This is a genomic window from Pedobacter sp. UYEF25 (assembly GCF_054061655.1).
In genome coordinates, this window is sequence record NZ_JBSSEL010000010.1 from 160,858 (window position 1) to 174,033 (window position 13,176).

A 13,176-nucleotide genomic window follows, 5' to 3' on the forward strand; every position below is an offset into this window, starting at 1 on the left:
CGAATATCACATAATCACCTATTTAACAGGTTGTTATAAACTTACCATCTTGTATATTTTTAGAAGCAAAGCTACATTTGTTAACTAAAATCGAGAGATTATGAAAACTAATTTTAGCATATACATTTTAAAAAAGCCGAAAAATTGTCCCAGAGAAATTGCTCATTTTATCTTTTTTTTTGAATTACCGTTGGCTGGCTCCTTGTAGAAATGTAGAAAAACCGGATTTTTGAACTTGAGAAATAGAATACAAAACTCAGCACGAGCAATATATTATATATGTATTAGTTTTTCAACGCCAGTTCGATTAAATCTGGAAAATGTTATTTTATCAATGTATTACATGATACCGAAGTACAATTAAATTAATAAAACACACGCTTTTTTCATAGATTTAACCCTTGGTTAATGTGAAATTTGTAGCAACGCCACCACTATTTAAAATATTCCGTTCGCAAGCACCTTACTGATAAAACGTATGAAAGATAAATATCCAATAGTACACCATGTATTTTTTTGGCTAAAGAATCCAAATTCAGAAAAAGATCTTACTCAATTGATAGAAGGAGTAAAATCACTCTCCACAATACCAACCGTACGCGAATTACATGTTGGTGTTTCAGCCAGCACAGAAAAGCGTGATGTGGTAGACAATAGCTGGGACGTTTCTGAGCTGATGTTTTTTAGCGATGTTGAAGGTCAAGCCTTCTATCAAACGCACCCTATCCACTTAAAGTTTATTGAGAATTACAGTCATTTGTGGGATAAAGTACTCGTTTACGATGTGAAGGAAGCATAGAATTCTAATAAATACTCGGCTATCTTTCTTTCAATCCGTAAATACTTTAATTGTGAGACTTTTAACCTGCTTTCAATCTGAGAAGAAAAAAAACCATGTAACTGGAAACGTGCGATCAATCTGAGGATTGCCGTCAAGGAAATCCTTCCTAATTGGTAAACAATTGAGACTGCCACCCCAAACGATCGAATGCTAATGGCGGTCGGGCCGTCGGTTGCAAAAAAGCGCTCAAAGCGATGAACACCCATCTCGATCAAGCGCAGAATTGAATTTATTGTGCAGATTAGCGTGTTTCAATATGGGTCTGCCAATTACTGCAGATGCAATCAAGTCCAGTTATCTGGGTACGCTTTCAAATTCCTATACCCTTCTCGAAGCAGTTACCGATCATGACGACAAATTGGAACAGCTGGTGGGAAAAGATTGTGTCCGTGGCACACTGAACCGTTATCGGGTGCTGGAGACACACCTGAAAACTTTCATCCGGGTGAAATATGGTGCAGCAGACATGGATATCAAATCCATCGACCAAACTTTTGTTAATGGATTTGACCATTATCTAAGGTCGGATAAAAATTGCGCAAACAGCTATGTGGTAAAGAATATCAAGAATCTCGGAAAAATCCTTAGGATCTGTCTGGAGAATGAATGGATAGATAAATCGCGCTTTATAGCATATAGGGCCAAAACCAAGAACATTGATCGTTTTTACCTAAACAAAGAAGAGCTGGCGAACATTATCGGAAAAGAACTCTTGTCAGGAAGATTGAAACAGGTTCGGGTGTTTTTATCTTCTGCTGTTTTACTGGTTTAGCTTATGTGGACGTTTTCAAACTGAAACAGGAGAATATCAGAACGGGGATTGATGACGAGGGCTGGATATTTACGAATAGGCAGAAACCAGGACAAGATCTTCTGCTTCCCTACTGCCTAGGGCAGTTGAGCCCATAGATAGATATGTAAGTGATAAGGCCTGCCTCAACAAAGGCATGCTATTCCCGTTCCCAGCAACCAGAAGATGAACGAATGTCTGAAAGAGATCGGCGATTTGTGCGGAATACACAGAAAACTGACCCCGCATATTGCACGACGTACTTTTGCCACAACATTAATACTTTTGAATGATGCGCCGATCGAAAGTGTTTCGAAGATTCTTGGGCCTACGAGCATTAGGACAACACAGCATTGTGCGAAGATTTTGGATATTATGGTAAGCGAGGATATGGCGCCGCTGAAGAAAATACTGACAACGATTTAGAGATCCTAAATTTCAACTCAAAAAAAATAAAATTTAAATCTCTATCGATCATTTTGAACCAGCAATATAGACTGATTCGAGAATTTTACTTATTCAAAAAAATACCGTTTTGGAATAGTCTAAGAAGTGGTATTAAACTTTCGCTGTTGAAATAATCTGTCCAGACACCTAGTGTCGGGTTCGTTAAAACAATTAAATATATTAGTTTAATAAACCGCCAGATGAATAGTTTGAATATTTAAAATCTTAACGATTAATTTGGATCTTAACCCATTTTGGCAAAGAACAGCGACGACATTCTGACTTAAAAAACGCAATTTATAATGTAATTTTTCTTACAAAATTAGTTACAATTAACTATTGACTATTTTATTACAACCATCTAAATTTAGTTAAGCTAATCATGACTAAAACATTAATGCATACTTCTTAGCCCACCATAACAACAGCATTTAACAAATTCAAGTATATAGAGAAATATTTATAATCATCAATGGACGCCATTTTAGATTTAACCTCTCGTGCTGTGTCACTAATTGAATTGATCCAGGACAGCCTTCTTCGCATAAAAAAAAACAGCCACGAAAATGTAAGTCAATCTACTGGAGATGATCTATTCCATGAGTTTGTGATTCATCACAAAAACATCATTGCCCTCCAATATTTTAAAGACAATGGCACCAAAATTAGTTGGATTAGTGTCGAACCCTTATCAAACGAAGATTTGACCAACCAATACTGTTACGATCGTTGTTTACATCTAATTAAATGGATTAACAAAAAAGAAAACCTATCTATCTTTCAACAAAACTTTTCATTAAGTAGGTATTTTCCTGGACCCGAACAGTGGCGCAATGCGATAAGGAAACTACTTTACGCGCATAACGAGGAACGAATTAAGCTTGCAGACGCCTTACAATATCTGCCAATTCAGATTGTGCTGACAGCAGAAAATGTAGCAGCAAAGTTGGATGCCAAACAACAACGTTTTCTCCAAATATGGAATGTGGCGAGTGCCGATGAACTTTGTAAGATTATTTCCCCAGATGATATGGTAGTATACGATAAGCTGGAAGCAAGTCGCAATATCATCAAATCTAGGGCTAGCGAGTTTTTGATAGATGAGAAAAAACTGATCAGCAAATTGCGGATCGAAAAAGTTCCTCTTTCGTTTCTACAAATATTCAATTGCGAGTTGCTTGAAATTTATAAATCAAGAATTTGCCGTAAAAATGAGATTCAAAACAGCGATCAGCTATTTACATTAACACTGAACGGCGAAATCGCTCTAACTGAAGTAACAAAAAACTCTGAAGAATCTAGCAAAAAAAACAAGGGGAATAATTTTGAGAATATCTTTCGATTTGCGCTTAATAAACCTTCAAGTTCAGTTATCCTTGAACAGATAACGAAGCAACCCACAGATCCCGATTTAAAAACAAACCATGTTCCAGATAACGATTACGAACACAAATATGGAAAAGATGTGTTGCAAAGTGCAGAAAAAATGGATTTATGGGCTTTGGCATTTTCTGGTGGTGGAATCCGTTCTGCTACATTTAACCTTGGCGTGCTGCAGGGTCTTGCTAAAAAAGGATTACTCGGTAAATTCGACTATCTCTCTACGGTATCTGGAGGAGGATATATTGGAAGCTGGCTGGTATCTTGGATAGCTAGGAACCGTTCTGTAATTAAAGTTAGTGACCGCTTGGACCCAAAAAAATCGTCAGATCCGCTTGCAGATGAGGTCTTGCCAATTCGTTGGTTAAGGATGTACAGCAATTACCTTACGCCAAGAACGGGTATTATGTCTGCAGATTCTTGGACGGTTGGAATGACTTTTATGAGAAATATGCTCATAAATCAACTGGTCATTTTGTTTTTGTTTCTAACGCTGATTGCTTTGGGGAAAACTACATTTATGAGTTGGGAGTACTTAACTAGAATCAAGCTTCTCGACTCTGTATTTTTTACTCCCAAAACAGTTTTCAATACTGTCGGCAGCATCGTGCTACTATTGGCTGCTATTTTTGCTGGCCTAGGCATGCAGTGTTATCATAAAGAACGGTTTCCAAACATTAGTATTAAGGCTTCGGTAAAGAACAGACTTAGTCAATTCCTAATTGCGACTGCCTGCATTGCTGCACTTGCTTTTAGCGCCTGGGTTTTCGGCAATGCACAACCTAAAAATCTGGCAATCTTTAAAGATTTCTCCACCACGTTCGCTTACTTCTACTGGTTAATGGGCACTGCATTTATAGCACTTTTATTAATAGCCTTATTCGGTAGATATGATCGAAGTTTCGGATATAAAGGTGAGCGACTTTATGGGGAATACATTCTCGCCACGTTGCTCAGCGGGGTTGCCGTGGCAATCGGGGGCGCCTTACTTGCAGCTGTTGGGCACATCGCGGTTATTTTGGCTAATCCACTTACAGACATACATTATATTGATGAATATGGCGAAAAGCTTTGTTTCATTTTTCTGCCACCTTTAATTATTGAAGTTTTTAGCATTACAGTTGTTCTACGAATGGCTTTCCTTGGGATTAATTTCCCAGATGAGCGCAGAGAGTGGTGGGGAAGAATAGGCGGCTTGATACATCGCATTTGCTTGATTTGGATCGTACTATTCGGAATTTCTATGATGGGAATAGAGTTTATTAGTGAGCTGGGAGTAAACTGGCCTAAAATTCAGAATTTTTTTGTACTTGGCTGGGGCGCAACACTGTTACTGGGTATAAAATATGCATTTAGTGGAAGTACTTCAGGCAAAGAAAATGGGAAAAGCAAAGCTGTCGGAGCAAAAGAAATATTGACATTTATTGCGCCATACTTATTTGTTTTTGCTTTGATGACCATTCTGCCACAGCTAGTAGAAACTTTATTTACATTTGTTTGCATACGGTTTGGCATGGATCAATATTTAACCGTTCTATTGCTCACTCTCGCATTGGGAATAATAACTTTTATTCTCGCCAGGCAGATTGGCGTAAACCAATTCTCATTGCATCTATTTTACAGAAATCGGTTGGTTAGGGCTTTTTTAGGAGCAACAAGAATCCGCCTAGAGCGTCAGCGTTCCGCCAATCCATTTACTGGTTTTGATAATAATGATGACCTGCCATTAGCAACGCTGTTAAACGAATACGATTATTTTGGACCCTATCCAATAATCAATGCCACAATGAGTGCCAGCAGCAATACAGTACTAGACCGCCAAGACAGAAAAGCAGAATCTTTTATTTTTTCACCTAAATTCTCAGGGTTTGATTTCAGTCGTACCCGAGAATCTGCAAACGCCATGGCTAAGTCTTATGACTATGCTTACCGCCCAACAGACAAATACAGCGAACCAGGAGGTCCGAACCTTGGTACTGCCATGGCAATATCTGGGGCGGCCGCTAACCCAAACATGGGCTATCATACCTCTCCCCTTACTGCATTTTTGCTATCCGTTTTTAACATTAGGCTTGGTTGGTGGATGGGTAACCCAAGAATGTCTAAATGGCAAAAAGCCGATCCAGAATTTGGGTTAGGTTACCTAATTTCAGATTTGACAGGTAACGCAGATACTTGCAAAAATTTCGTGTGCCTGTCTGACGGCGGGCACTTCGACAATATGGGTTTGTATGAACTGGTTCGAAGGAGATGCAAGTACATCATTCTATCAGATGCTGAACAGGATGAAAGTCTTCTGTGCGAAGGACTAGCTAATGCGGTAAGAAGATGCAGAATCGATTTTGGCGTCGAGATCACGTTTGATGAAATAGAAGATATCACAGTAGTAAACAAAGAATTTTTTTCTAAAAAAAACTACACGATTGGAAAAATTACGTACCCGGAGAATGTAGATAAGGAAGGGATTCTGATCTATATTAAGGCATCAACCACCATAAAAGAAAGTATCGACCTGCAGGAGTATAAAAAGAGAAACCCAACGTATCCGCATCAAACAACTGCAGATCAGTTTTTTGATGAAGAGCAATTCGAAAGTTACCGAAAGTTGGGAATGAACATTGTTGATAAATTGATTCCTTGAGGTATGGCTTAGTTTTCATCAGGTGTTATAAAAACATTTATCATATATAAGATTCGGGAAGCCTGAGTATCAGACGAAAACTGGGAAATATTTTCTCTTTATTATGGCACAGAATCTAACACCTACATTGCTCTTGCCTAACGTCTTAAGTAGTCGTTTTCTACAATCCATTTCTTTTAAAAAATAGTGAAAACTAGCTATTTTTTTGTGCGTTGACCAATTCTATATTTGGGATACAAACGCGCTAAATTTCAATTTTTCCATACCAAAAATATGCAGGTGTTGGTAAACTCACTGTTGCATTTAGAAATTAAAATCTGATTTATGTTTAGTAATATCTCTTTAGATGTTTTTATTGGACTAATATTCGTATTCCTGCTCTATAGCCTGATGGCGACCATTCTTCAGGAGATAATTGCCACACGGTTTGCCTTCCGGGCCAAGATTTTGGAAAAAGCAATTATAAGGATGCTGGAAGATGGAAAAACCACCAAAGACATCCCCTATTTAGATAGGATCTATGGGTTTCTCCATATTTTTAATCTTATGAGTTTAATGAGGGGGAAGACAGTTGCTCCGTGGTTTTACGCTCACCCATTAATAAAATATCTAGCAGAAGACAATTGGTACAGCAAGCCGGCCTACATCAGTTCTGCAAATTTTTCAAAGGTCATCCTCGATTTGCTTAAAGGACTGGACCTGCCAGCATCGCAAAGTCTCCAGGCCATACATCATTCTATTATTAATGGAACGATACATAAAATCGAAATAGCAAAACCAGATATGGCCAACCCTGCCATTAAAGCGCTCGAAACGGTTTCCGACCTTAATAAAAAAGGTACGATTGCAATAAATGAAAGTACCGCAAGCTTTCTTAAATCTCTCTGGGAAGACTCTGGCGCAGATGTGGCAGTGTTTCAAACCAAATTAGAACAATGGTTTGACGATACCATGGAACGTGCCCAAGGCTGGTTTAAAAGATATACTCGGATTGTTCTCTTCTTCATTGGTTTTGGACTCGCGTATTTTGGAAATGTGGACACCATAGCAATTAAACGAATCCTTACCAAAAACAAACCGGCGCGAGAACAAATGGTATCAATGGCCATTGCGAACTATCAGAAGTTAGACCCAAGCAAAATTGTCGGGAAAGACAGCAGTTTGCTAGATTCTACTTACAAATTGGTAGCGGGAGATGCAGAAGAAGCAAATAATATTCTCGGCCTGGGGAAACCTTGGAAAGACACACTAAACATGTGGGAAGACAGCATGAAATGCCCTGATTTTAAAAATAGGCTTGCAAGATTAGCGCAACAACTATCAACAACAAATACTGATATTTTTAACGTAAAAAAGGCATTAAGTCAATCTAGTAGTTTATTGGAGGCAATATCATCAGAAAAAGCATCTTTAAAAATCAGCACTAATGACAGTGACCAAATTGCCAGTTTCAGTCGTTTAAGTAACAGCAGTGATTCTATTCGGCTTTCCATTCAAAAAAATAAAAAAGCTCTGGAAAAAATTTCAGCCCCTCTGCTAGAATACAATCGCATTAGTTTTTTAAAAGAGCGCAGTGAATACATTAAACAAAAAGTTGGAGATAAGTGGTTTCTTTATAGCCCCAACCAGTCTGGCGGGTGGGAAACTTTTTTTGGATGGATTATTACCGCTCTAGCAATTATGCTTGGTGCACCTTTTTGGTTCGACTTACTAAGTAAACTGATTAGTTTGCGGGGAACAGGTACAAAAATAAACGCGGCGCAGTCCTCCAATCAAACACCAAGTTCGGGTGATGCTGCATCTACAACTAAAAACCCATCACCTAACCCTAATTCAGAACTGGAGGCTGTCGGATAATTATGGCACAATTAAAAGTTATAGTCGGTAAACTGAATCGGAGGAGAACGCCGATAAACGATTTTGCTGAAAAGGGAAATGTGAGCGGGGTTGTGTATAAGGGTTTTCAATTTATGAGCGTAAGAGATGAAAAAAACACATTAGGCACTTGGTATATAGACAAAGATGGCAATTATTATTGGGGCGGCGGACTTGCAATTATAAGTGCAGAGAATCCTATATCCCCGCAGCCAAATTCAAGGCCTATGTCAACTGGCAAGGCGACTATCCCTCTGCCACAATCAACACCGCATGACCTGCCGCTTAGCCGTGAAAGATGTTTTTTAACCGCAGATTGGCTGGAGTTACATTATGGCGATCAATGTGCTGCCGCAACAGAAGGCACTCCCTTTACCAAGGAACTTTTATACGCCATTGCATGCCAAGAAACCGCGATTTATTTTTATGACTGGACAAAAGAACATACGCCAGAGGAAGTATTGGGGTTATGTGTGTTTGACGCCTCTGGAGATGCCAATGGAACACGTTCCGCTTTCCCAAAAAACACCGCTGCTTTTACCGCAAAATATGGCCAGGCCAAAGCCGATATGCTGATAGCCGAAGCCAATAAATCCCGGGCCCTGCGTGGCTACGGCCCGAAGCAATGGGTGTATGCCGGATATGGATTGTTCCAATATGATTTACAATACATCCAAACCGACGAAATATTTTTCATGGAGAAACAATGGTACCAAATAGACCATTGCCTAGATAAAGTAATAAAAGAGTTAAAAAGTAAATGGGCCGCACACCCGAATGATTTATTTAATACTGTGAAAGCTTACAATGGCGCGGGCTTAAGGGCAGAAAATTATGCAAACAATGTGATGCAATTTTTAGACTGGATCAGGAAACGAACTTAATTTCCCACTGAAGTCTCTATCACGCAAAAAATACCCCATCAATAACTATGCACCGAATTATGGCCACTTTTAAAGTCAACGTAAATAAACTAAATCTGCGCATCGGTCCGGCAACCGATTTCGCTAACAAAGAGAATGTTGTAGGCGTGTTGCATAAAGATGCGGTTTTTGAAAGTGTGGCCGTAATAGAGAACGAATTGGGGAAATGGCATATTGGTGAAAATGGCACTACTATTTCAGATAACTTTGTTTCTGAACTCGACGGGGATATTCCGCCTGAATTGGTAAAATATCATGATAAAATTCCAAAGATTTTTATGGATTTTCATTTGGGGGAACTGTGGGAATTGCCGATGCAAGAGGGTTTAAAAATTGGAATAATAGATACTGGGGTTGATGAAAAACACTTTGCTTTAAAAGGAAAGGTTTTAAACTTAAATAAAGGCATTCCGATTTCCATAGATGGAAATCCGAATCATGCAACCACGATGGCTTGTATTATTGCAGGAGACGATCCAGAGAACGGAATTATTGGCGTAGCGCCAGGGATTGAAAAAATTTATTCTTACACATTACCACCTGACGCTGCGACGCCCGAAATGTTCTTGGCAGCTTTGAAGGAGATGGACTCAGTTGGGGTTCAACTCATAAATATAAGTTATACAAGGTCTGATGAGGTTTTTTCGAAAGCAAAACTATTGATTGAGAAAATTGATGAACTTGCAGGAAAAGGATGTATGGTGATTTGCGCGACTGGTAACAGAGATAACAGATTTCCATTTTTCTACCCTGCTGCATATACAGGTGTGATTTCTGTTGCAGGTCATTATTTTGATCGCACAGCCTATATAAAATCAGACTTTTGGATAGGCGTTAACACGTGTATGTGTTCTGAATATTATTTTGGTGAAGAAGAATTTGAAAAATCATTTGGCACTTCTAGTGCAACCGCATTGATTACGGGCTGCTTGGCTCGTGGATATAAATCTATAAAATCCCTAAATAAAACAAAATATATACAGGACGAATTGAGAAAATTTGACTCTATAACCTTTTTCAACTCCCAATCAATGCTAACGGTAGAAATTCCAGCATTTAACGTTATCAAATTTATTAAAATTTTAAAAACTTGAAAATGAAAATAATACTAACCGCACTAGGCCTTCTAATTTCTCATATAGCTATGACACAGGTCAAAATAGATCTTTCGATAAAGAAAGGATTTGAACGAACTATTTTAATCAATGAAAAACAAATCCAACTTATAAACTGTTCCAAACAGTTTAGGTACAAAATTGAATGGCAGTTTGTTCAAAATATTACCCCGCCGCTGAAAAATGTAGGTGGAGAAGAATCTACGGCAAATTGTGGAAAGGCTTTTGACCTAATCAAAAATATATTAGAAACTGCGATATCGGAGGACTCAATTAAAAAATACGTTGACAAAGCAAATACTTTGATGAGTACCTTAACTGATTCTAAATGTATCGCTGCGCTTAAAAGTTCAATAGCTGAAACAGAACAAATTTTTCCAATACCCTATTCGCCTTTAAAAAACAATCAAGTTATCACTCTAACCGTAACTAAAGTTGATAAAAAAGGCGAACAGGTAGAGGACGGCAAATGGACTTTCGTTTTAAAAACCCCCGAAAAATCCCGTTGGCTAGTTCACTATGGATTAACTTATTCTCCGTCATTGATCAGCAAAACTGACCATTATTACTCCTCTGCTGATACCAGTGTGGCCAATAAATTTACCGTGACCAAAGAGAATGATAATGGTCCTAAACCTTGGGAAAATATTTCCGCGACCATAAATTTTACTTACCCTTTTCATGCTGAGCCTAGAGATTTTGATTTAGGATTTACGGCAGGTTTCGGCCTAAGCGCAGGATTTGAGTTATCCGGACAAACAGGCCTTTCGTTGATTATCGGCGATAATGTAATTCTGGGCAGCGGTATCGTGATGAGGCAGAAATATAAACTAATGGGAAAGTACAAGGAAGGGCAAATTATTAAAGAAAACCTAAATTTTGATAGCCTCCACGAGAAAGTTTGGCTGCCTGGATTATACGTCACGCTGGGTTTTAGGTTTGGTACTAATCCTTTTGCAAAAAAAGCTGACGAAAAAACAGCGGCACCAACAGATACAACTCAATAGCAATTGAAATTTGATCTATATAGAACCTTGTGTAATGCTCATCAATATATGCGCTCATAGAAAAGCTTTATCATGAAGAAATATATGAACAATTAATTGATCGTTTAGAATTGGATGAGGACCAAAAGACTATTCTTAATTTAATTTGGCTAGATTACTTACTATTTTTGGATAAGGAGGCCTGATGTGGTTGGAAAAGCTTTAATTTATTCACAGTTCGCAGTAATTTTTCTTAGTCTAATTAGACCTATAGTCGAAGGGAGTATTGGATCATGTCTGCCAACTTTAATTAACCAATTCCCGTCTGCATCAGTACCAGAAACAAACGATTTCCAAAAATTGAATTAAACTATCAGTTACCGAACCTCCATTTCCCCAAGTTATTTTACCATCTCCCCAATTAAGCTACTCAATTCATTTTTATCAATTACCTCGAGTTGCTTAAGGCAAAAAGGTTAAAATCCACTCACAAAATAGGGAATAATCACTTATTTTACAGGCTGTTATAAACTGAATACCTTTCATTTTTCAGTCGCAAAGCTATGGCGAGAATCAGTACCTCCAAAATCGTTGTTAAATATTCTGTTTTGGCTATCATTATCAAGATGAAGTTTAAAGCAAATGCCATGGTGTATGTTTAAATAGATCTAGCAAACAAGTTGAAAAGACTCTCTCGTTTAGAAGTAGATCATCCGAGGGCATTTGCGAGACATATCAAACCTATTTTGCTATTTTTACAAAAAAAATAATCTATGCCCTTTAGTTCATTAGGTCTTTCTTCTGTTTTATTAAAAACGTTAACTGATCAAAATTTTATAGAACCTACCCCAATCCAAGAAGAATGTATACCTGCAATTTTAAATAGAAAAGATGTTTTAGGCATCGCAAAAACCGGCTCAGGAAAAACTGCAGGTTACGTTTTGCCCATTTTAATGAACTTGCAGGAAAAACCGTTGATAAAAGATCGCCAGGCAAATGTGTTGGTTATTGTGCCTACCCGTGAACTGGCAGAGCAGGTGAAAGATGTGTTTAAGACATTTGGTAAAAATCTTCTGCAACCAATAAAAACGTTGGCAGTATACGGCGGCGTTTCCATAAACCCACAAATGATGGCAATGCAAGGCATTAATGTACTTGTTGCTACTCCCGGTAGGTTATTGGATTTACTAGATTCAAATGCAGTTTCGCTTTCTGCTATTGAAACTTTAGTATTAGATGAGGCAGACAAAATGCTAAATTTAGGATTTAAAGAAGAAGTAGATAAAATTATAAGTCTTCTCCCAATAGATCGTCAGAATATTTTGTTCTCTGCGACGCTAAGCAAAGATTTACAGGGAATTAATAGGCTGCTTTTAAAAGAGCCCGTTGTCATTAAAATTGAGGCAGAAGAAGTATCGCTCGACTTAATTAAACAAGCGGCCTATATTGTTTCAAACGAGAAAAAGGGACCGTTTTTGCGTTATTTGATCAATCACCATGAGATGAAAAAGGTGTTGATATTTGCATCTTCCACGCATCAAGTGGATGCGATTGTGAATAAGTTGAAAAAAAACAACATTGACGCGAAGGCAATTCACAGCAAAAAAAGTCAGGGTGCTAGAACAGAATCTTTGGCTCATTTTAAATCAGGCAAGCTTCGTGTCTTGGTATCAACCGATTTAATGGCAAGGGGAATAGACATTAGTTCGTTGCCTTTCGTAATTAATTATGAATTGCCACGCTCCCCAAAAGACTACATCCACCGAATTGGCAGAACCGGACGTGCAGAGGTGCATGGCGATGCGATATCGCTTGTAAGTTCAGACGAGCTCGATCATTTCGGAGTGATCCAAAAGAAAATGGGAAAGCAGGTGGAATTGATTGATAGCGAAAGGATTATAATATCCTAAGCGCCTCCGCTAAATAGTTTATAATAATTTCATTTTAGATTTGGGGGTTTTTAAATCATTTACGTAAGGGACAGGATGATGGTACCGCTTTGAAGTTAACTTGGTAGACAGCGGAAATTAATTTCTAGAAAAGGTATTTCTTTATGGATCATGTACGCGTTAGCGATAGAAATGGAAATCCTCCTATGATTAATATTACCTTTTTTTAAAGAAAGATCAAAAGATTTCCTTTGGAACAGGGCCTTCTAACGGCCTCCGCTCCTCAGGT

General features: G+C 38.2%; 9 protein-coding genes. All 9 read left to right on the top strand.

The annotated features are described in order from the left end of the window. The first annotated feature begins 478 nt into the window (after window positions 1-478). The 9 genes from ACVWYG_RS11445 (at window position 479) to ACVWYG_RS11485 (ending at window position 12,908) form a co-directional block, all read left to right on the top strand. On the top strand, window positions 479-799 hold the full coding sequence (locus ACVWYG_RS11445) for a Dabb family protein (RefSeq protein ID WP_457270350.1): 321 nt from the start codon (window positions 479-481) through the stop codon (window positions 797-799). A gap of 298 nt (window positions 800-1,097) precedes the next feature. Continuing rightward, window positions 1,098-1,613, top strand: coding sequence for a phage integrase SAM-like domain-containing protein (locus ACVWYG_RS11450; RefSeq protein ID WP_457270351.1), 516 nt, complete (start codon window positions 1,098-1,100; stop codon window positions 1,611-1,613). A 204-nt stretch (window positions 1,614-1,817) separates the two neighbouring features. Next, the gene (locus ACVWYG_RS11455; RefSeq protein WP_457270352.1) at window positions 1,818-2,057 is read left to right on the top strand and encodes a tyrosine-type recombinase/integrase; all 240 of its coding nucleotides are present in this window, start codon (window positions 1,818-1,820) and stop codon (window positions 2,055-2,057) included. Window positions 2,058-2,550: 493 nt separating this feature from the next. Next, window positions 2,551-6,099 carry a patatin-like phospholipase family protein gene (locus tag ACVWYG_RS11460; protein WP_457270353.1) on the top strand — a complete coding sequence of 1,183 codons (3,549 nt, stop codon included), beginning with the start codon at window positions 2,551-2,553 and terminating at the stop codon, window positions 6,097-6,099. A 324-nt stretch (window positions 6,100-6,423) separates the two neighbouring features. After that, window positions 6,424-7,956: a hypothetical protein gene (locus ACVWYG_RS11465; RefSeq protein ID WP_457270354.1), complete on the top strand. Its 1,533-nt coding sequence runs from the start codon at window positions 6,424-6,426 to the stop codon at window positions 7,954-7,956. A 2-nt stretch (window positions 7,957-7,958) separates the two neighbouring features. Then, window positions 7,959-8,858 (top strand): hypothetical protein, encoded by a 900-nt coding sequence (locus tag ACVWYG_RS11470; RefSeq protein WP_457270355.1) that lies wholly within the window; start codon window positions 7,959-7,961, stop codon window positions 8,856-8,858. 47 nt (window positions 8,859-8,905) lie between these two features. Further along, a complete protein-coding gene (locus tag ACVWYG_RS11475) occupies window positions 8,906-9,991 on the top strand; it encodes a S8 family peptidase (protein ID WP_457270356.1) in 1,086 nt (361 codons plus the stop codon). A 2-nt stretch (window positions 9,992-9,993) separates the two neighbouring features. Next, a complete protein-coding gene (locus tag ACVWYG_RS11480; RefSeq protein WP_457270357.1) occupies window positions 9,994-11,019 on the top strand; it encodes a hypothetical protein in 1,026 nt (341 codons plus the stop codon). Window positions 11,020-11,771: 752 nt separating this feature from the next. Continuing rightward, window positions 11,772-12,908 (top strand): DEAD/DEAH box helicase, encoded by a 1,137-nt coding sequence (locus tag ACVWYG_RS11485; protein WP_457270358.1) that lies wholly within the window; start codon window positions 11,772-11,774, stop codon window positions 12,906-12,908. Window positions 12,909-13,176: the final 268 nt, after the last annotated feature.

Bases quoted from the DNA above. Each gene is read 5' to 3' on its own strand.
- ACVWYG_RS11445 (WP_457270350.1), top strand. From the start codon at position 479: ATGAAAGATAAATATCCAATAGTACACCATGTATTTTTTTGGCTAAAG.
- ACVWYG_RS11450 (WP_457270351.1), top strand. From the start codon at position 1,098: ATGGGTCTGCCAATTACTGCAGATGCAATCAAGTCCAGTTATCTGGGT.
- ACVWYG_RS11455 (WP_457270352.1), top strand. From the start codon at position 1,818: ATGAACGAATGTCTGAAAGAGATCGGCGATTTGTGCGGAATACACAGA.
- ACVWYG_RS11460 (WP_457270353.1), top strand. From the start codon at position 2,551: ATGGACGCCATTTTAGATTTAACCTCTCGTGCTGTGTCACTAATTGAA.
- ACVWYG_RS11465 (WP_457270354.1), top strand. From the start codon at position 6,424: ATGTTTAGTAATATCTCTTTAGATGTTTTTATTGGACTAATATTCGTA.
- ACVWYG_RS11470 (WP_457270355.1), top strand. From the start codon at position 7,959: ATGGCACAATTAAAAGTTATAGTCGGTAAACTGAATCGGAGGAGAACG.
- ACVWYG_RS11475 (WP_457270356.1), top strand. From the start codon at position 8,906: ATGCACCGAATTATGGCCACTTTTAAAGTCAACGTAAATAAACTAAAT.
- ACVWYG_RS11480 (WP_457270357.1), top strand. From the start codon at position 9,994: ATGAAAATAATACTAACCGCACTAGGCCTTCTAATTTCTCATATAGCT.
- ACVWYG_RS11485 (WP_457270358.1), top strand. From the start codon at position 11,772: ATGCCCTTTAGTTCATTAGGTCTTTCTTCTGTTTTATTAAAAACGTTA.